The 18,094-nt window shown below is 70.8% G+C and carries 20 protein-coding genes; 7 read left to right on the top strand and 13 right to left on the bottom strand.

The window, feature by feature from the left end:
- Positions 1–112: 112 nt before the first annotated feature.
- Genes QI633_RS08410 through QI633_RS08395 form a run of 4 tightly spaced genes read left to right on the top strand, consistent with a single transcriptional unit; the run spans position 113 to position 3,780 of the window.
- Positions 113–532 carry a YciI family protein gene (locus QI633_RS08410; RefSeq protein WP_222118015.1) on the top strand — a complete coding sequence of 140 codons (420 nt, stop codon included), beginning with the start codon at positions 113–115 and terminating at the stop codon, positions 530–532.
- Entirely contained in the window at positions 529–1,809 is a 1,281-nt protein-coding gene (locus QI633_RS08405) for a sigma-70 family RNA polymerase sigma factor (protein ID WP_282428663.1), read from the top strand. Before QI633_RS08410 ends, QI633_RS08405 begins: the two co-directional genes overlap by 4 nt.
- A gap of 10 nt (positions 1,810–1,819) precedes the next feature.
- Positions 1,820–2,611, top strand: coding sequence for a tryptophan 2,3-dioxygenase family protein (locus QI633_RS08400; RefSeq protein WP_282428662.1), 792 nt, complete (start codon positions 1,820–1,822; stop codon positions 2,609–2,611).
- Positions 2,608–3,780, top strand: coding sequence for a hypothetical protein (locus QI633_RS08395; protein ID WP_282428661.1), 1,173 nt, complete (start codon positions 2,608–2,610; stop codon positions 3,778–3,780). The genes QI633_RS08400 and QI633_RS08395 overlap by 4 nt, the downstream gene beginning before the upstream one ends.
- A 45-nt stretch (positions 3,781–3,825) precedes the next feature.
- On the opposite strand, the gene QI633_RS08390 is transcribed toward QI633_RS08395, so the two are convergent.
- The 8 genes from QI633_RS08390 to rpsB all read right to left on the bottom strand — a co-directional run bounded on the left by QI633_RS08390 (position 3,826) and on the right by rpsB (position 10,788).
- Positions 3,826–4,710, bottom strand: a complete 885-nt coding sequence (locus QI633_RS08390) for a phosphatidate cytidylyltransferase (protein WP_141799581.1) — start codon at positions 4,708–4,710, stop codon at positions 3,826–3,828.
- A 25-nt stretch (positions 4,711–4,735) separates the two neighbouring features.
- Positions 4,736–5,290, bottom strand: coding sequence for a ribosome recycling factor (gene frr, locus QI633_RS08385; RefSeq protein WP_222118016.1), 555 nt, complete (start codon positions 5,288–5,290; stop codon positions 4,736–4,738).
- A gap of 54 nt (positions 5,291–5,344) precedes the next feature.
- Entirely contained in the window at positions 5,345–6,058 is a 714-nt protein-coding gene (gene pyrH / locus QI633_RS08380) for a UMP kinase (RefSeq protein WP_141799583.1), read from the bottom strand.
- A 43-nt stretch (positions 6,059–6,101) separates the two neighbouring features.
- Positions 6,102–6,398, bottom strand: a complete 297-nt coding sequence (locus QI633_RS08375) for a hypothetical protein (protein WP_222117881.1) — start codon at positions 6,396–6,398, stop codon at positions 6,102–6,104.
- Entirely contained in the window at positions 6,395–7,651 is a 1,257-nt protein-coding gene (locus QI633_RS08370) for a TFIIB-type zinc ribbon-containing protein (RefSeq protein ID WP_141799584.1), read from the bottom strand. The genes QI633_RS08375 and QI633_RS08370 overlap by 4 nt, the downstream gene beginning before the upstream one ends.
- Complete coding sequence (locus QI633_RS08365; RefSeq protein ID WP_141799585.1) at positions 7,648–8,853, bottom strand: SPFH domain-containing protein; 1,206 nt, start codon at positions 8,851–8,853, stop codon at positions 7,648–7,650. Before QI633_RS08365 ends, QI633_RS08370 begins: the two co-directional genes overlap by 4 nt.
- Before the next feature lie 189 nt (positions 8,854–9,042).
- Positions 9,043–9,852 carry a translation elongation factor Ts gene (gene tsf / locus QI633_RS08360; RefSeq protein ID WP_141799586.1) on the bottom strand — a complete coding sequence of 270 codons (810 nt, stop codon included), beginning with the start codon at positions 9,850–9,852 and terminating at the stop codon, positions 9,043–9,045.
- Positions 9,853–9,894: 42 nt separating this feature from the next.
- A complete protein-coding gene (gene rpsB, locus QI633_RS08355) occupies positions 9,895–10,788 on the bottom strand; it encodes a 30S ribosomal protein S2 (RefSeq protein WP_141799587.1) in 894 nt (297 codons plus the stop codon).
- 304 nt (positions 10,789–11,092) lie between these two features.
- On the opposite strand from rpsB, the gene QI633_RS08350 reads away from it, so the two are divergent.
- From QI633_RS08350 to QI633_RS08340, 3 genes are read left to right on the top strand one after another with little or no spacing between them, the layout of a single operon-like run.
- On the top strand, positions 11,093–11,698 hold the full coding sequence (locus QI633_RS08350) for a peptidoglycan DD-metalloendopeptidase family protein (protein ID WP_282428660.1): 606 nt from the start codon (positions 11,093–11,095) through the stop codon (positions 11,696–11,698).
- Entirely contained in the window at positions 11,695–11,982 is a 288-nt protein-coding gene (locus QI633_RS08345; protein ID WP_282428659.1) for a type II toxin-antitoxin system prevent-host-death family antitoxin, read from the top strand. Before QI633_RS08350 ends, QI633_RS08345 begins: the two co-directional genes overlap by 4 nt.
- A complete protein-coding gene (locus QI633_RS08340) occupies positions 11,979–12,338 on the top strand; it encodes a type II toxin-antitoxin system VapC family toxin (protein ID WP_282428658.1) in 360 nt (119 codons plus the stop codon). Before QI633_RS08345 ends, QI633_RS08340 begins: the two co-directional genes overlap by 4 nt.
- A 34-nt stretch (positions 12,339–12,372) precedes the next feature.
- Here QI633_RS08340 and QI633_RS08335 read toward each other — a convergent pair whose 3' ends face one another.
- From QI633_RS08335 to QI633_RS08315, 5 genes are all read right to left on the bottom strand, one after another.
- Positions 12,373–13,308, bottom strand: coding sequence for a tyrosine recombinase XerC (locus tag QI633_RS08335; RefSeq protein ID WP_141799591.1), 936 nt, complete (start codon positions 13,306–13,308; stop codon positions 12,373–12,375).
- Positions 13,305–14,453: a DNA-processing protein DprA gene (dprA, locus tag QI633_RS08330; protein ID WP_282428657.1), complete on the bottom strand. Its 1,149-nt coding sequence runs from the start codon at positions 14,451–14,453 to the stop codon at positions 13,305–13,307. The genes QI633_RS08335 and dprA overlap by 4 nt, the downstream gene beginning before the upstream one ends.
- Entirely contained in the window at positions 14,450–16,066 is a 1,617-nt protein-coding gene (locus tag QI633_RS08325) for a YifB family Mg chelatase-like AAA ATPase (RefSeq protein ID WP_141799593.1), read from the bottom strand. Before QI633_RS08325 ends, dprA begins: the two co-directional genes overlap by 4 nt.
- 196 nt (positions 16,067–16,262) lie before the next feature.
- A complete protein-coding gene (locus QI633_RS08320) occupies positions 16,263–17,534 on the bottom strand; it encodes a DUF4143 domain-containing protein (RefSeq protein WP_282428656.1) in 1,272 nt (423 codons plus the stop codon).
- A gap of 77 nt (positions 17,535–17,611) precedes the next feature.
- Positions 17,612–17,977 carry a YraN family protein gene (locus tag QI633_RS08315; protein WP_141799595.1) on the bottom strand — a complete coding sequence of 122 codons (366 nt, stop codon included), beginning with the start codon at positions 17,975–17,977 and terminating at the stop codon, positions 17,612–17,614.
- Positions 17,978–18,094: the final 117 nt, after the last annotated feature.

Raw genomic sequence — 18,094 nt, 5'->3', positions numbered from 1 at the left:
GACACCAAGGAGCGGATATCCGGTGAGTGTCGATCCGGAGGTTCCCCGTTCGACTGCGGGGTGGAAGGGTCGACACGCGACCCCGAGACCGAGGAGACCGACCGTGAAGTACATGCTCATCATGCGCGCGACCGACGAGGCCGACGCCGCCTTCGCCGAGAGCGACCTCCCCTTCGACGAGGTGATGGAGGCGATGGGCCGGTACACCGACGAGATGCTCCAGGCCGGGGTCCTTATCGCCGCCGAGGGCCTCGACCCCGACCCGGCCACCGGCCTGGTCGTCGACTACTCGAGCAAGCCGCCGGTCGTCACCGACGGCCCCTACGGCGAGACCAAGGAGCTGTTCGGCGGGTACTGGATCGTCGACGTCGCCTCGCTCGAGGAGGCAGCCGAGTGGGCCAAGAGGGCACCGCTCGCCGGGCCCGGCACGAAGGCCGAGATCCGCCGGATCACCTCGATCGACGAGTTCCCGCAGGACAACCCGTGGATCCAGAAGGAGCGCGCCTGGCGCGAGGCGACCGGCCAGCTGTGACCGGTCCCTCCCGCCGGGGCGGCGCCGAGGGCCGGCGGGCCGTCGAGGCGGTATGGCGCATCGAGTCCGCCCGGATCGTCGGCGCGCTGGCCCGCTACGCCGGCGACTTCGCCCTCGCCGAGGACCTCGCCCAGGAGGCGTTCGCCGAGGCACTCGTCGCGTGGCCGCGCGACGGCGTGCCGGCGAACCCGGCAGGCTGGCTGCTGACGGTGGCCCGGCGCCGGGCGATCGACGGGTTCCGGCGGCGGGCCGCGCGCGACGAGCGGTACGCCGCCCTCGGGCGCGACCTCGCGAGCCGCACCTCCGCCTCCGAAGACGGCGACCTCGACCTGCTCGCGGACCCCGGCCGGATCGATGACGACCTGCTCGCCCTCGTCTTCATCGCCTGCCACCCGATCCTGTCCCCCGAGTCACAGGTCTCGCTCACGCTGCGCACCGTCGGCGGCCTCACCAGCGACGAGATCGCCCGCGCGTTCCTGGTGCCGACCGCGACCGTCCAGGCCCGGATCACCCGGGCGAAGAAGACCCTGGCGGCCGCGCGGGTCGCCTTCGACGTACCGCCTCCCGAGGAGCGGCGCGAGCGGCTCCGCGCCGTTCTCGGCGTCGTCTACGTCATCTTCACCGAGGGCTCCTCGGCCACGTCCGGCGACGCCTGGATCCGGGCGGACCTGGCCCGCGAGGCGATCCGCATGGCCCGGGTGCTGGCCCGGCTGGTCCCCGACGAGCCGGAGGTCCACGGCCTGCTCGCGCTGCTGGAGCTGACCGCCGCCCGCTTCCCCGCCCGTACGACGCCCGCCGGCGCCCCGATCCTGCTCGAGGACCAGGACCGCCGCCGATGGGACCACCGCTCCATCCAGCGCGGCCTGGCCGCACTGGGCCGGGCCGAGACGGTCGGCCGTGGCCTGGGCGCCTACGGGCTGCAGGCCGCCATCGCCGCCTGCCACGCACGCGCCCGGTCGGTGGCCGCCACCGACTGGGTCCGGATCGTGCTGCTCTACGAGGCACTCGGCAGGATCGCGCCCTCCCCCGTCGTCGAGCTCAACCGCGCGGTCGCCGTGTCGATGGCGTCCGGCCCGGCGGCAGCGCTGCCGCTCGTCGACGAGCTCAGGGCCCGGGGCGCCTTCGCCGGCTCCCACCAGCTTCCCGGTGTGCGTGGCGAGCTGCTGCGCCGGATGGGCCGCACCGAGGACGCGCGGGCCGAGCTCGAGCTGGCCCTGGGGCTGTGCGGGAACCAGTCCGAGCGCGTCGTACTGGCAGCGAAGCTGGCCGCTCTGTGAGAGTGGGCCGGTGACCGAACCACACCCGTCGCTCACCTACAGCGACTACCTCTCCCTCGACGACGTCCTCTCCGCGCAGCACCCTCGCTCGGACGAGCACGACGAGCTCCTGTTCATCGTCATCCACCAGGTCTACGAGCTCTGGTTCAAGCAGATGCTGCACGAGCTGACCGGCCTCCAGCAGCGGCTCGAGGCCGGCGACACCCCGCGCGCGCTGCACACCCTCGGCCGGGTGCTGACGATCCTCAAGGTCAACGTCGCGCAGGTCGACGTGCTGGAGACGATGACGCCGCGCCAGTTCACCAGCTTCCGGGGCCGCCTCGACGCGTCCAGCGGGTTCCAGTCCGCCCAGTTCCGCGAGCTCGAGGCCACCCTCGGGCGCCGCGACCCCCGCGTGTTCGAGCACTACCCCGAGGGCAGCACCGGCCGCACCCGGATCTCGGGGGCCATGGCACGCCCGTCGGTGTTCGACTCGTTCCTGCGCTACCTCGTGACCCAGGGGTACGACGTGCCCGCGGCCGCTCTCGAGCGCGACCTCACCACCCCGTGGGAGCCCTCGCCCGACGTCCAGCGGCTGCTGCTGGCGGCCTACGCCGACGACGGCGGTGCCGCCCAGGTCGCCGAGCGGCTCGTCGACCTCGACGAGGGCCTGCAGGAGTGGCGCTACCGGCACGTGAAGATGGTCGAGCGCACCATCGGCGCCAAGCCCGGCACCGGCGGCTCCTCCGGCGCGACGTACCTGTGGAGCACCGTCACCCGCGCCCTGTTCCCCGACCTGTGGGCGATCCGGAGCGAGATGTGAGCCTCGCCGAGCACTACACCCGCTTCCGGGTGGCCGACCGTCTGCTGCTCACCGGCCACTCCCACCAGGCCTGGCCCGATGTCGCGCGGGAGGCCGCGCTGGAGGCGTACGACGACGCGGCGCTCGCCGTCGACGAGAAGTGGGGCCGAGCGCTCGAGCGGGCCGAGCGGCTCCGCGACGGCGTCCGGGCTCTGCTCGGCGACCCCGCAGCGGCGGTCGCGCTGGGCACCAACACCCACGAGCTGGTCGTCCGGTTCCTCTCCGCGCTCGACCTGCGCTCCCGGCCCCGGTTGGTGAGCACTGACGGCGAGTTCCACTCCGCCCGCCGCCAGCTCGACCGGCTCGCCGAGGCGGGCGTCGAGGTCGTGAAGGTGGCGACCGAACCGGTCGCCACCCTGGCCGAGCGGATCGCGGCGGCCGTCGACGACCGCACGGCGGCCGTGGTGGTCTCCTCGGTGCTCTTCGAGACCTCGCGGCGGGTCCCGGGCCTCGACGCCGTCGCCGCCGCCTGCGCCAGCACCGGCACCGAGCTGCTCGTCGACGCCTACCACCAGCTCGGCGTCGTCCCGCTCTCCCTCTCGGACGCGGGCCTCACCGACGCGTGGGTCGTCGGCGGCGGCTACAAGTACCTCCAGCTCGGCGAGGGCAACTGCTTCCTGCGCCTGCCCGGCCACGCCGAGGACCTGCGGCCGGTCGTCACCGGCTGGTACGCCGAGTTCGGCGACCTGTCCGAGGCCCCGGCCGGCACCGTCGCCTACGCCCGCGGCAGCGACCGGTTCGCCGGGTCGACCTACGATCCGACCAGCCACTACCGCGCGGCCCGGGTTCTCGACTTCTTCGCGGAGCAGGGCCTGACTCCCCCACGGCTGCGCGAGATCTCGCTGCACCAGCGCGGCCTGCTCGCGAGCGCCTTCGACGCGCTCGGCCTGCCCGACAGCCTCGTCACCCGCGACCGGGACACCCCCGCCGACGGCTTCGGGGGCTTCCTCACGCTGTTCACGCCCGAGGCGGCGCGCCTGCAGGCCGCCCTGGCCGAGCGCGGGGTGCTGACCGACAGCCGGGGACCGCACCTGCGGTTCGGGCCGGCGCCGTACCTCACCGACGATCAGCTCACCACCGCGATGGCCGTGCTCGGCGAGGTGGCGGCCGACCTCATGCCCGGTGGTTGAGGTGCGAGGCGCCCCAGCGCCCAGCCTCGAAGCCTCCGGGGCAGGTCAGGTGAAGATGCCGTAGTGCAGCAGCAACCAGATCGGCGCGATCGTGGCGAGCAGCGAGTCGAGGCGGTCCATCAGGCCGCCGTGGCCGGGGATGACCTGGCTCATGTCCTTGATGCCGAGGTCGCGCTTGATGACCGACTCGCACAGGTCGCCGAGCGTGGCCATGACGACCGCGATCAGGCCGAGCGCGACACCGATCCACCAGTCGCCGTCGAGGAGGTAGACCACGAGCGCCACACCGGCGGCGACGGTGGCCACGGCCGAGCCGGCGAAGCCCTCCCAGGACTTCTTGGGCGAGATGACCGGCGCCATCGGGTGCTTGCCGAAGAGCACGCCGGCGACGTACCCGCCGATGTCGGAGGCGATCGTCACCAGGATGAACGTGATGATCCCCTTCACGCCCGGGTCGTCCAGGCCACCGCCGTCACGGCCGCCCTCGGCGAGCATGAGCGCGACGAACGAGCCCAGGAAGGGCACGTAGACCAAGGCGAACACCGAGGCGGTGGCGTTCTTGACGTAGCCGTCGATGCCGCGGCGCAGCAGCCACAGCATGATCACCAGGGCGCTCACGGCGGTCGCCGTCACCAGGGCCGCGGAGCCCCACAGGTAGGCGACGACGACCATCACGACGCCGCCGATCATCAGCGGCTGCTCGGGCAGGTCGATGTCCTTGGCGAGCAGCCCCTTGCGCAGCTCCCACACCGCGACGACCACGGCGATCGCGACGATCACCATGAACGCCGGCTTCCAGAACAGCAGTGAGGCCGCGATCGCGCTGAGCAGCACGACCGCGGAGCCGACCGCCGCCTTCAGGTCCCGGCCGGCGCGGCCGTGGTCCTTCTTCGGGGCAGCGCCGTTCGCGGACGGAGTCGTCGAGGACATCGAGGGCGGGAGCGTGGCGAGGTCGTCAGACCTCGAGCAGCTCGGCTTCCTTGTTCTTGAGCAGCTCGTCGATCGCGTCGGTGTGCTTCTTGGTGAGGCCGTCGAGACGCTTCTCGGCGCCGGTGACGTCGTCCTTGCCGACCTCGCCGTCCTTCTCGAGCTTCTCCAGGCCCTGCTTGGCCTTCTGGCGCACCTGGCGTACGGCGACCTTGCCGCCCTCGGCCTTCTCCTTGGCGAGCTTGATGAACTCCTTGCGGCGCTCCTCGGTCAGCTCGGGGAAGACGCAGCGCAGCTGCTTGCCGTCGCTGGACGGGTTGACTCCCAGGTCGGAGTCGCGGATCGCCTTCTCCACGTTGTTGAGCGCGCCGACGTCGTACGGCGACACGATGATGATCCGCGCCTCGGGCGAGGCGAAGGACGCCAGCTGCTGCAGCGGCGTCGGGGTGCCGTAGTAGTCGACCATGATCTTGCTGAACATGCTGGGGTGCGCACGCCCGGCGCGGATCGCCGCGAACTCCTCACGGGTCGCGTCGACCGACTTGCCCATCTTCTGGTCGGCCTCGTTGAGGGTGTCGTTGATCACCGGTTCTCCTTCGTTGCCTTCTGCTCGCCTGTTCAGCCGGTCCAGCGTGTCTCAGCCTGCGCTGACCCGCGTGCCGATCCTCTCACCCTGCACGACCCGCAGGATGTTGCCCTCGGGCTCCATGCCGAACACGATCATCGGCAGCTTGTTCTCTCCGCACAGCGCGAACGCGGTCTGGTCCATGATCCGCAGGCCCTGGGCGATCGCGTCGTCGTAGGTCAGCTCGTCGTACTTCGTCGCGGTCGGGTCGACGTTCGGGTCGGCGCTGTAGACACCGTCGACGCCGTTCTTGGCGACCAGCACGACGTCGCACCGGCTCTCCAGCGCGCGCTGGACGGCGACGGTGTCGGTCGAGAAGTACGGCAGGCCCATCCCGGCGCCGAAGATGACCACGCGGCCCTTCTCCATGTGCCGGATCGCGCGCCGCGGGATGTAGGGCTCGGCGACCTGGCCCATCGTGATCGCGGTCTGCACGCGGGTCTCGACGCCCTGCTTCTCCAGGAAGTCCTGGAGGGCGAGGCAGTTCATGACGATGCCGAGCATGCCCATGTAGTCGGCCCGGACCCGGTCCATGCCGCGGGTCTGCAGCTCGGCGCCGCGGAAGAAGTTGCCGCCGCCGGTGACGACGGCGATCTGCACGCCGGCGTCGGCCACGGCCTTCACCTCCTTGGCGATGGCCTGCACGACGTCGGGATCGACCCCGACCTTGCCACCGCCGAACACCTCACCGGAGAGCTTCAGGAGGACGCGCTTGTAACCGGGCACGAGGTGACCTTACCGGGCGGACGCGGCACGTCCGCATTGCGCCTCATTGCACCCGCTGCACCCGTTGGCGGTAGTTGTCGCTGTTGTCACCGTCGATGTCGGAGTCCCGAGTCTTCGAGATGTGACCGACCTTCTCCTCGCCGCCCTGGACGGGCTGCGCCTCGATGAGGGTGTCCCGCTCGAACTGGTGGGACTTGTCGGTGTTGCGGTAGTAGCGGTAGAAGGCCCAGTACGTCGCCGCGCCGCCGGCGGGTCCGGCGGCGAGCAGCCAGACCGGCCCGTCGTCGGACGCCATCGGGACCAGCGCGGGGATCAGGGTCGTGATCAGGTCGAGTGTCATGCCGAGGCCACCAAGATCGCGCCGGCGATGCCTTCGAGGAAGGTGCCGACCGTGAATGCCGCGAGGAGCAGCTTGGGCTGGGAGACCGGGATGCTGCCCATGGTCTCCCCCGTGCGGGCGTTGACCGCGATGTAGTGGAGCATGCCGTTGCTCTCCTGGCGGTAGGAGTAGAGCCACACCGGCAGGTACATCGACACCCAGCGTGAGCCGCCCACGTCGAGCTTCTCCTGCTCCCACCGCACCCCGCGGTCGAACCGGCCCAGCGAGCCCCGGACCTCCGATCGGCCGATGGAGAGCAGCTGGTCCTCGAGGTGCGGGCGGACCGCCTCGACGTTGAGGTCGCGCTTCTCGCTGGTGAAGCCCACGAGGTAGCTGGCGTTCCACTTCACCGCGTTCTTCGTGTCGAACGGCAGGATCGTGTTGATGATGTTGTTGGTGTTGGCCGGCCCGATCTGGGCGCGCTCCGAGGATCCCTCGACGGTCAGGTCGTCGACCGTGAACGAGACCTGTCGCGAGACCTGGTAGACGTCGGCGGCGTAGTAGGTGACGTTGTTGTCACCCTGCTTCTCCGTCCAGCGCCGGGTCTGGACCTCACCCTTGCCCCAGTACTGCGACTCCGCGCGGGCGTCGATGACGAGGTACGGCAGGTAGACGCCCAGGACGTTCTCCGGGACGAACTCCTTCTTGAACCGCTTGTGCGCGAAGAGCCGTCGCTTCGAGGCGAACTCGCGGATCTTCTCGACCGCCTCGTCCTTGGTCAACCGGAACGGCAGCACCGCGTCGGGTACGGCGCCGTTGGGGATCTGCTGGTTGACGTTGAGGGTGTGGCGGCACCAGTGGCAGCGGGCGTTGAGCGCGTGGGCCGTGTCGACGACGACCTCGGCACCACACGCCTCGCACTTGAAGGTGAGCTGGTCCGCCGCGTCGGCCGCGATGTCCCCCGCACCGCTCGCGATGACCGTGCCTTCGAGCTGGTCGATGCCCTCGCCGAGGCCGAACTCCTCCTCGACGCGGGCCTCCTGCCACTCGTTGCGGCAGAACAGGCACACGAGCATGCCGGTCGAGCCGCGCAGCCGGACGTCGGTCGACCCGCACTTCGGGCAGCGGTTGAGGCCGTCCTTGAGCGACTCGTTGACGGTCTCGATGCTCGGGCCCGGCTCGGGCTCGGCCTTGGCCGCGGCGAGCTCCTCCTCCAGCGACAGGGGTGGCCCGTCGAAGGTGGGCTGCTTCGGCTCGGCGGACTCCTGACTCACAGACCGAGCGCCTTCGCCTTCGCAGCGTCGTAGTCCTCCTGGGTGATCAACCCGGCGTCGAGCATCTCCTTGGCGCGCTTGAGGACCGCCATCGGGTCCTCGGCGGCGGGGGCTGCGGGGGCGGCCGGAGCCGCGGGCGGGGCGGTCGCCGCCGGGGCGGCGGGCGCCTGAGCGGGCGGCACCGGCTGCTGCAGGCCGCCGAGACCCATGCCGCCGGTCGCCATGCCCATGCCGATCAGGCCACCCGGACCGGCGTTCTCGCCGGCCGCCTCGATGCCGGCCGCGACCGAGGCCTGGAGGTTGGAGTTGCCGCGCGACCCGGACAGCGCATCGGCACGCTGGACGTTCTTGAGGAGCTCACGGGTGTTGGCGTCGTACTCGATCGAGATGATGGCGGTCTTGACGATCTCCAGGCCGCGGTCGGTGCGCCACTGGTAGTTCTGCTCCACCGCGGCGGACAGCGACTGGGCGAAGCCGATCGAGTCCTGCTGGAGCTTGGCGATGCGGTTCCCCTTGGCGGGGTCGTTGGTGTACATCGAGAACGCCGGCGCGAGCGAGCCGACGACCTCGTTGAACAGCTGCTCCCCGGCCGGGTTGTCGATGTCGGTGAAGTCGAACGCCTTGCGGCCGCCGATGACGTCGGCGGGCACGAAGTTGCGGATGAAGGTCAGCGGGTCGGTGATCTTCAGCGTGTAGGTGCCGCGGGTGATCGCGCCGACCTGGGTGTTGAGGAACGCGTCGTCCCAGTAGATCTCCGACTGGGTGCCGAACTTGTTGTTGGGCAGCTCCTTGAGCGTCACGAAGATCGCGGACTGCTGAGCGGAGGGACGCCCGCCGAACTTGAAGCGCTCCCAGCTCTGCTTGATCAGCGAGTCGACCAGGCCACCGCCGGTGAAGATCGACTGCGAGGCCGGGTCGTCGGAGTTCCAGATGTAGGCGCCCGGCTCGGCGGCGAAGCCGGTGAAGGCGCCGTCCTCCATCAGGACCAGGCCGTAGCCCTCGGGCACGATGATCTTCGACCCGTTGGTGATGACGCCCTCGGAGCCCTGGGTGTTGCTGCCCCGGCCGGCGTTCTGACCCTTGGCGACCGCCGGGAAGACCGCCACCGTCGAGCCCACGCCGTCGGGGACTCCGTAGAAGTCGACCCACTGGTCGGCGAGGGTGCCGCCGATGGCACCGATTGCAGCCTGGATGAGTCCCACGTGACGCTCTCCTTCTGACACCGATGTGCACCCGCGAGTGCGGGTGCGCAGGTCCGACACATGTCCGATGGCCGGGCGGCACAAACCTACCCCCTGGCAGGTGGCGGCACAGGTGAAAAACCAGACGGCCGGCGGCCACCCGAAGGTGACCACCGGCCGTCGGTGCGATCAGTGCACCGGACCGTCAGGTCAGGCGCCGACCTCGAAGCGGGCGAACCGCTTGACAGTCGTGCCGGCGGCGTCGAGGACGGCCTTGACCGTCTTCTTCGACTCCGAGACCGACTCCTGCTCGAGGAGCACGAGCTCCTTGAAGAAGCCGCCCAGGCGACCCTCGACGATCTTCGCGACGGCAGCCTCGGGCTTGCCCTCCTCGATCGTCTTCTTGGTCAGGACGTCCTTCTCGGCGGCGACGATGTCCGCGGGGACCTCGTCGCGGGTGAGGTACTGCGCCTTGAGGGCCGCCACCTGCATGGCGGCGCCGCGGGCGGCAGCCTCGTCGCCGTCGTACTCGACGATGACGCCGACGGCCGGCGGGAGGTCGGCCGCACGCTTGTGCAGGTAGACCGCGACGGGGCCGTCGAAGTACGCGACGTTGCCGAGCTCGATCTTCTCGCCGATGGTGATGGCGAGGCCCTCGACGACCTGGCCGACGGTGCTGTCGCCCAGCGGCAGCGCCTTGGCCGACTCGGTGTCGGTGGCCTTGCCCGCGTCGATCGCCTCGGCGATCTGCTGGGCGGCCTTGATGAACTCCTCGTTCTTCGCGACGAAGTCGGTCTCCGACTTCAGCTCGATGAGCGCGCCACCGGCGTTGGCCACCAGGCCGGCCGAGGTCTCGCGCTCGGCGCCGCGGGCGGCCGCCTTGGCGGCACCCTTGACACGGAGCAGCTCGACGGCCTTGTCGAAGTCGCCGTCGGTCTCGTCGAGCGCCTTCTTGCAGTCCATCATGCCGGCGCTGGTCAGCTCGCGGAGCTTCTTGACGTCAGCAGCAGTGAATGCCATGGATCCTCGTTGTTTCTCGAAGGGGTGGACGGAGGGGAACGCTCAGGCCTCGGCCGGAGCGTCGGCCGCGGGGGTCTCCTCGGCAGCAGCCTCGGGAGCAGCCTCGGCGGCCGGGGCCTCCTCGGCGGGCGCCTCGGCGGTCTCCGTCGCCTCGGCGGCCGGAGCAGCGGCGTCACCCTCGAGGAGCTCGCGCTCCCACGCGGCGAGGGGCTCCTCGGCGGCGGGGCTCGAGGCCGAGCCGGCACCGGAGCGGGACATGAGGCCGTCGGCCGCGGCGTCCGCGATGACTCGGGTCAGCAGGCCCACGGCGCGGATGGCGTCGTCGTTGCCCGGGATCGGGAAGTCGACGTCGTCGGGGTCGCAGTTGGAGTCGAGGATCGCGATGATCGGGATGCGCAGCTTGCGCGCCTCCTCGACGGCGAGGTGCTCCTTGTTGGTGTCGACGATCCACACGGCCGACGGGACCCGGGACATCTCGCGGATGCCGCCGAGGGTCTTCTCGAGCTTGGCGTGCTCCCGCTTCATCTGCAGGAGCTCCTTCTTGGTCCGGTTCGAGCCGGCCACGTCGTCGAAGTCGACGTCGTCGAGCTCCTTGAGCCGGTTGATCCGCTGGTTCATCGTCGCGAAGTTGGTGAGCATGCCACCGAGCCAGCGCTGGTTGACGTAGGGCATGCCGACGCGGGTCGCCTGCTCGGCGATCGCCTCCTGGGCCTGCTTCTTCGTGCCGATGAACATGATCGTGCCGCCCTTGGCCACGGTCTCCTTGACGAAGGCGTAGCTGCGGTCGATGTAGGCCAGCGACTGCTGCAGGTCGATGATGTAGATGCCGTTGCGGTCCGTGAGGATGAATCGCTTCATCTTCGGGTTCCAACGACGGGTCTGGTGTCCGAAGTGGACGCCGCTCTCGAGGAGCTGGCGCATGGTCACGACAGCCATGATGTCTCCTATTGCCTTGTTTCAGTTGGTCCTGTCGTCTGCACGCGACCCGACCTCCCGGACTGGTCCGGGAGGACTGAGGATCGACGCCCACGGGCGATCGGCTCCGGAGCGGAGCCGTCGTGGTCTGCGGACGAGCGAATTCCGGCCCAGGGCGGACCGGTACCCACCAGCGTACGGCGTCGGGCGCCCGTCGTACCAATCCGTGACCTGGGCTCTCCACAGCCCCCGTCCACCCCGCCCCTCCTCCACAGCCCGACGCGCTCCCGCCGCCCCTGCCGGACCTGCCCCGCATCCTCGTCCCATGACCCGCCCGCACCCCCTCCCCGCCCTGCTGGCCGTGTTCGCCGGACTGCTCACCGGACTCCTCGCCGGGCTGCTGGTCCAGGCGGCCCCCGCGCGGGCCGAACCCGGCGGCACCCAGGATCCGGTCGGAGTCTGGCCGCTCCTCCCGGTGCCCGAGGTCGTGCGCCACTTCGACCCGCCCGACTCCCCCTACGGCGCCGGCCACCGCGGCGTCGACCTCGCCGGGCACGCCGGCCAGCCGGTCCGCACCGCCCTGCCGGGGACCGTGGTGTTCGCCGGCCCGATCGCCGGTCGCGGCGTGGTCGTCGTCGGGCACGGCGCCACCCGCACGACCTACGAACCCGTCGCCGCCACGGCCACGGTCGGCACGACGCTCGCCGCCGGCCAGGTGATCGGCACACTCCAGCTGCCGGGATCGCACTGCTTCCCCCGAGCCTGCCTGCACTGGGGCTGGGTCGCCGGCGACACCTACCTCGACCCGCTGCGCCTCGTCGGCGCCGGCCCGGTCCGGCTGCTGCCGCTGTGGCGGGACCAACCCGTCGCTCGGGCGATCGAGCGACGTGGAGTTGCTACGATTGCTACGGACGTCGGGGCAACCCGATGAACGCGGCGATCGTCAGGAGCAGTGCCGTGGAGCGGATCCCCCATCGCGAGCTGCGCAACAACAGCGCCGAGATCCTGCGGCGGGTGGCGGCGGGTGAGTCGTTCGAGATCACCAACCACGGCGAGGTGGTCGCGATCCTGCGCCAGCCCTCCGCCGACGACCTCTGGCACGCCGAGATGGCGCGGCCGGCAACGAGGAGCCGGGGTTGGAACACCATCAGGCCCGTCAAGGCGAAGCGTCCGATGCAGGACGTTCTCGACGAGCTTCGCGAGGACCGGCTGTGAAGCTCTACGTGGACACCTCAGCCGTGGTGAAGCTCATCGCCGACGAGGCCGAGAGCGAAGCGCTCAGGGACTACTTGAACGGGTTCGACCCCGGGCGCATCTTCTCCTCCGAGCTGCTGGTGACCGAGGTCCGCAGAGCTGCGATGCGCAACGAGATCGAGCAGAGCCTGGCGACCGAGGTGCTCGAATCGATCAGCCTGTTCGAGATGAGCTCTCCCCTGCTGCAGCACGCCGGCCTTCTGCCGGACCCCACGCTTCGCGGTCTCGACGCGATCCACCTGGCGACGGCACTGCGGCACGGCGCGGAGGTTCTGGTCTGCTACGACAGCCGACTGCGCACGGCTGCCGAACGATAGGGCCTCGTCACCACCGCGCCGGCGTGACCCGCGCTCAGGCCCTCGGGTGCGCCTGCTGGTAGGCGCGCCGCAACCGGTCGGTGGTGACGTGGGTGTAGCGCTGGGTGGTGGCCAGCGAGGCGTGCCCGAGCAGTTCCTGGACGGAGCGCAGGTCGGCCCCACCCTCGAGGAGGTGGGTGGCAGCGGTGTGCCGCAGGCCGTGGGGTCCCAGGTCGGGGGCTCCGGGGACGTCGGCGAGCCGGCGGTGGACCAGGCTGCGGACGGCCCGCTGCCCGATCGGGCCGCCCCGGGCGCCGAGGAACAGGGCCGGACCGGATCCGGGGCGCGCCAACGCTGGGCGGCCCTGCGCGAGCCAGCGGTCGAGTGCCGCGGCGGCCGGCTGGCCGAACGGCACCGCACGCTCCTTGCGACCCTTGCCGAAGACCCGCACGACATTGCGGTCGCGGTCAACGTCGTCGACGGCGAGCCCGCAGAGCTCGCCGACGCGCATGCCGGTCGCGTACAGCAGCTCGAGCATCGCCACGTCCCGCAGGCCCACCGGGCTGCCGTCGTCGGCGAGCTCGGCGGCGGCTCCGATCAGCCGGGTGGCCTCGTCGACCCGCAGCACGTCGGGCAGGGTGCGGTGCGGGCGCGGTGACCCGAGCGCCGAGCCGACGTCGCTGTGCGTGCGGCCGGTGCGGGCCAGCCACCCGGTGAAGACCCGCGCCGCGGTGGCTCGGCGGGCCAGCGTCGTACGGGACAGGCCCATGGTCTGCTGCTTGGCGAGCCAGCTGCGCAGGGTCCGCAGGTCGAGCTCGTCGACGCCGGCGAGGCCGAGCCGGCCGGCGTGCTCGAGCAGGCCGGCGATGTCGCCCACGTAGGCCCGGACGGTGTGCTCGGTCAGGTCGCGCTCGGCGACGAGGTGGCGCTCGTAGTCGCCCAACACACGGGCGAACGCCTCGGGCAGCTTGTCTTCGTCGGCGGCGCTCACTGATCGATCGTAGGACGCACGACCTCCCCCAGCCGCCAACCCGACGGCAGCCGCTCGACGTGTCCGTCGAGCGCCAGCCCCTGCAACAACTGCTCCACCTCGGCGGCCTCGAGCCCCGCGACTCGCGCGACCGACGTCGCAGGGGCCGGCGACACCTTCGGCACGGCGTCGAGGACCTGCCGCGCACGGATGGTCAACTGGTCCCGTGGTGTTGCGGGTGCGCGGGGGATCTCGCGGAGGTGCTCACCCGAGGCGCCGAGGAGTTCCAGGACGTCGGCGCCACTGGTGACCAGCGACCCCCTGCCCGAACGGAGCAGTTCGTGCACACCCTCGGAGGCTGCACTGAAGACGGGGCCCGGCACACCCATCACAGTGCGGTGGAGCAGATCTGCCCACGACGCGGTATTGAGGGCGCCGCTGCGGATGGCCGCCTCGACGACCACTGTGCCGCTCGTCAGTGCCGCGATGAGGCGGTTGCGGGCCAGGAACCTGATCCGGAGGGGCGCGGATCCTGGCGGTGCCTCGGAGACGACCGCGTGCTGGGCACCGAGGTGTTCGAGCATCTGTCGATGGGCGGCCGGGTAGGCGATGTCCACTCCGCAAGCGAGCACGGCAACGGTGTGGCCGTCGGCAGCGACCGCTCCGCGATGGGCGGCATAGTCGACACCGTAGGCCGCCCCGGAGACAACCGTCCGACCGGCCGCGCCCAGGACGGCCGCCATGTCGCCGGCGACACGGTCGCCATAGTCGGTCGAGGATCGCGAGCCCACTACCGCGACCGCTGCACCGAAGCGGTCGAGGCGGAGTGGCCCGCGCACCCACAGCCCGACCGGAACCTCCCCGCGTGCATGCAACACGCCCGCGCTGGCCAGGGCATCGAGGGACGACGGCCACTCATCGTCGCCCGGAACTACGAACCGGATGCCGCGCCGCAAGGCGCTGTCCAAGACCCGCTCGGGATCCGCTTGCTCCAACCGGCCGGCGGCAGCCCGGAACTCCGGCCGCAGATCGGGACGCTCCCGCAGCACCTCGAGGAAGGTCGTCCCTCCCAGTTCGCGGGTGAGGCCGAGACACCGCACGTCCCCGGGCTCGGTCGCGAGGTTGATGGTGACGCGAGCGAGGCGCTCGTCGTCTGCGGTGGTCACGCGATGCCCTCTTCGGAAGCGTCAGAGCGGAACATCGCGAGGTCCAGCGATCGTGCCGAGCGCAGGCGGAGCGCCGTGCGAGCCTCGTCGACGCCCGGTTCGACGTCACGCCCGGTGCGCACCGAGCGCAGGTCTGCAACGGTCCAGGCAAGGCGGTGGACGCGCACGGCGCCGCGGGCGCTGAGCCGCCCCGCGAGCATCTCTGCGTCGATCACTCGCTGTGCCTGGTCGGCCAAGGGCCAGACGTCCTTGAGGCGGGGACTCGGGATGTGCGCGTTGAGTCGCCAGCTTCGACCGGCGAAGCGCTCCTGCTGGCGCTCGCGCGCGGCGGCAATCCGCACACGCACCTCGGCGGACGTCTCGACGGACCGGAAGGGGTCACGACTGGCCGGAGACGGGGGCAGGACATGACGCACGATGTCGATCCGATCGACGATCGGGCCCGACATCCTGGCCCGGTAGGCCCGGCGCACGGTCTCGGCGCAGGTGCACCGGTTGGAGCGGGCGACCGCTGACCAGTTGCCGCAGGGACACGGGTTGCTGGCGAGAACCAGCATTCCACCGGCAGGCAACGTGATCGACTCGTCACGACGCGCGATGGTGATGTCGCCGTTCTCTAGCGGCTGACGGAGTGCCTCGATGACATCGGAGCGGAACAGCGGGAACTCGTCCATGAAGAGCACGCCGCAGTGGGCTCGGCTGATCTCCCCGGGCTGGACCCGCCCGGACCCGCCGCCGATCACGCTGACCTTGCTGGCGTCGTGGTGCGGCGCAGCGAAGGGTGGCCGGACCACCATGCCGTCGCCGGGATCGAGCACTCCAGCCAGGGACTGAAGGGCAGTGAGCTCGAGGGACTCCTCAGGCGTGAGGTCGGGCAGGATCGTCGGGATCCGCTCGGCCAGGCTGGTCTTGCCGCACCCCTTCGGGCCCGACAGCTGGATCGGGTGTCCGCCGGCCGCGGCCACCTCGACGGCGTACTTCTCCTCATCCATGCCGTACAGGTCGGCGAGGTCGAGCTCGTCGAGCCGCTCCTCACCCCGCCAGGTGATCAGTTGGAGACCTGTCGATGCGGTCACCGGAGGCGCGTCCGGCGGTTCCTCGCCGCGGAGGGTGGCGATGACCTGGCTCAGCGACCGAACCCCGATCGCCTCCATGTCCGGCACCATCATCGCCTCGGCGACCTGGGGCTCGGGCACGAAGATCCGGCGGATGCCGGCGGCAGCTGCAGCGAGCGTCATCGGCAGCACTCCCAATGTCGGGCGCAGACCGCCTGCGAGCGTCAGCTCACCGACGAAGGCCATGCTGTCCAGCCAAGGCGGCTCGAGCTGCCCGTCCGCTGCCAGCAGGCTCACCGCCATCGCCAGGTCGAAATGCGTCCCGGACTTTCGCAGGTCCGCGGGCGAGAACAGGAACGTGCAGCGCTTGGTCGCCGGCCAGTGCAGGTCGTTGTTGATCAACGCCATCCGCACCCGGTCGACGCCCTCGCGCAGCGATGCGTCAGCTCGCCCGACGACCACTGTCGTGGGCTGTCCGACGGAGACATCGGTCTGGACGTCGATGAGATGGCCAACGGCACCTGCCAGTGCAACGCACCGCGCTGTCGCGAAGGGCATCAGTTCCGCCGCCCGAGGTGACGCGGGTCGTCGTCGATCATTGCGTGTCGATGGGGGTTGACCATGGACGACACGGTGCTCCTTCATGCTCACACCTGGGCTCGAGCCCGAGCACTGCTGTGGAGAAGCGGCCTGCTCGCCGGCCCTGTTGATAGCCGATGTCACGCCCCGGGGCCAGTGTGGTCCGCGAGACCCGTCAGGCGCTCAGCAACGCCAGGGGGACCACGGCGATCCCGTCGCGACGGCGGTAGGCCTGGCGACCGGTCGTGATGACCATCAGGTCCACGATGTCGGTTGGGATCCGATCGCGGAGCCAGTGCAGGTGCCGGACATCGGCGTCGGTGACACTCGCGGCGAGCTTGACCTCGATCCCGAGCACCTGGCCCTCTGGTCCCTCGACGATCAGATCCACCTCATGGTCGCCATTGCGGGTACGCAGATGCCCCACTCGTGCCTGGGCGGCCTGCGCGGCCACCCTGACCGTCAACGTCGCCAGCGACTCGAAGAGCGGCCCGGCCATGTGGCTGCCCCGGGCCGTCGCGAGCGCGGCGGCGGACAGGTTGAGCAGCCGGGCAGCCAGAGCCGGGTCGGCGAGCTGATGCTTGGGAGCCTGCTGGAGTCGCGCGAAGGCCCCGCGGCTCGGACTCCAGCCCGGGACGGGGTCGAGAAGCCACAGGCGGGTCAGGTGGTCGCGGTAGGCGATGGTCGTGGTCTTCGCAGGCTGCGAGCCGTCACCGGCCGTCGTGGCGTCGAGGATCGTGGAGTAGGACGCCGCCGACGAGGACGCGGCAGCGTAGGCAGCCAGCCACCGGCGCAGCGTCTCGGGCCGGCGTACACCAAATCCGAGGTCAGGAAGATCCCGATCAATGACCCGCTGGAGGTAGGAGTCCAGGAGCGCTCGCCGCAACCTCAAAGGTTGTCCGGCGATTCCCGGGAATCCACTCGACTCGATGGCATCGAGATAGTCCGCCAGTGTCTGATGGGTTGCGCCGGCGATGGCAGGAGACGCTCCCGCGAGCAGGTCGCCCAGACTGATCAGCGCCGGCGCGTCGCTCGAGGTGGTGACCGCGTGGTGACGCTCATGGAGTGCCATCGGCCTCATCCGCAGCGAGAGGATCCGCCCTGCGCCTGAGTGCGTGACGGCCTCCGACGGAGGTGTCGCGCTGCCGGTCAGCAGAAAGCGACCGGGAGGTGCTCCAGCATCCACCTGTCGGCGGATGACGTCCCAGACGGCGGGCAGTCGTTGCCACTCATCGATCAGCAGAGTGCCCGACGCCGCGTTGGCGAAGGCAGGGTCAGCCTCGACCAGCGCCAACTGAGCGGGATCGTCCAGCATCCACGACATCGTCGCACGGCGCGCGGCCGTCTCCGTCTTCCCGACACCCTTCGGCCCGTCGATCGCCACCGCGGGTGCGGCAGCGAGGAGCTCATCGAGTTCCTCGTCCACAGTGCGCGGAAGATAGGGCATGCGCCATACGCTACCGTTAGCAGGACATTGACGCTACCTTGAGCAGGATCTCTACGCTACCTCCAGCACGGCGGGCATCAGCACAGCCCCCGAACGTGGTCGACGACCGCGGGACCGCGGCGCGGGCGCAGGATCGCGACCAGGTCGACCCGGATCCCGTCGGGGCGGACGCCGCGCTCGAGCACCCACCGCTCCCCCATCCGCCGCAGCCGGTCGAGCTTGGCGTCGGTGATCGCCTCGTGCGGGGTGCCGGCCGCGAGGGAGGTGCGGGTCTTGACCTCGCACACCACGAGGGTGGCACCGTCGCGCAGCAGTACGTCGACCTCGCCGTCGGCGCAGCGCCAGTTGCGCTCGAGCAGGACCATCCCGAGCCCGGTCAGGTGGCGCACGGCCACGTCCTCGCCGTACGCGCCGATCGCCCGGCGGGCCTGTGCTGTCGTCATGCACCGATGGTCGTCAGCAGGGCGGACGCAGGGCGCTCAGGAGGAGCCGGCCTGTGCACAACTCCCATGGTGAGGTGGCCTGTGGACGCCGAGCGGCCCGAGGACGGATGGATGGGG

Origin of the sequence: Nocardioides sp. QY071, from assembly GCF_029961765.1 — a bacterium.
In the GTDB taxonomy this organism is placed as follows: domain Bacteria; phylum Actinomycetota; class Actinomycetes; order Propionibacteriales; family Nocardioidaceae; genus Nocardioides.
The sequence above is the reverse complement of the archived record's forward strand: the minus strand, read 5'-3'. Positions and strand labels throughout refer to the sequence as shown.

What these genes read in the sequence shown, in the direction of transcription:
- QI633_RS08375 (WP_222117881.1), bottom strand. Translation starts at nt 6,398, where the DNA reads ATGACACTCGACCTGATCACGACCCTGATCCCCGCGCTGGTCCCGATG.
- tsf (WP_141799586.1), bottom strand. Translation starts at nt 9,852, where the DNA reads ATGGCATTCACTGCTGCTGACGTCAAGAAGCTCCGCGAGCTGACCAGC.
- QI633_RS08350 (WP_282428660.1), top strand. Translation starts at nt 11,093, where the DNA reads ATGACCCGCCCGCACCCCCTCCCCGCCCTGCTGGCCGTGTTCGCCGGA.
- rpsB (WP_141799587.1), bottom strand. Translation starts at nt 10,788, where the DNA reads ATGGCTGTCGTGACCATGCGCCAGCTCCTCGAGAGCGGCGTCCACTTC.
- QI633_RS08345 (WP_282428659.1), top strand. Translation starts at nt 11,695, where the DNA reads ATGAACGCGGCGATCGTCAGGAGCAGTGCCGTGGAGCGGATCCCCCAT.
- QI633_RS08390 (WP_141799581.1), bottom strand. Translation starts at nt 4,710, where the DNA reads ATGTCCTCGACGACTCCGTCCGCGAACGGCGCTGCCCCGAAGAAGGAC.
- QI633_RS08410 (WP_222118015.1), top strand. Translation starts at nt 113, where the DNA reads ATGCTCATCATGCGCGCGACCGACGAGGCCGACGCCGCCTTCGCCGAG.
- QI633_RS08320 (WP_282428656.1), bottom strand. Translation starts at nt 17,534, where the DNA reads ATGCCCTATCTTCCGCGCACTGTGGACGAGGAACTCGATGAGCTCCTC.
- QI633_RS08325 (WP_141799593.1), bottom strand. Translation starts at nt 16,066, where the DNA reads ATGCCCTTCGCGACAGCGCGGTGCGTTGCACTGGCAGGTGCCGTTGGC.
- QI633_RS08315 (WP_141799595.1), bottom strand. Translation starts at nt 17,977, where the DNA reads ATGACGACAGCACAGGCCCGCCGGGCGATCGGCGCGTACGGCGAGGAC.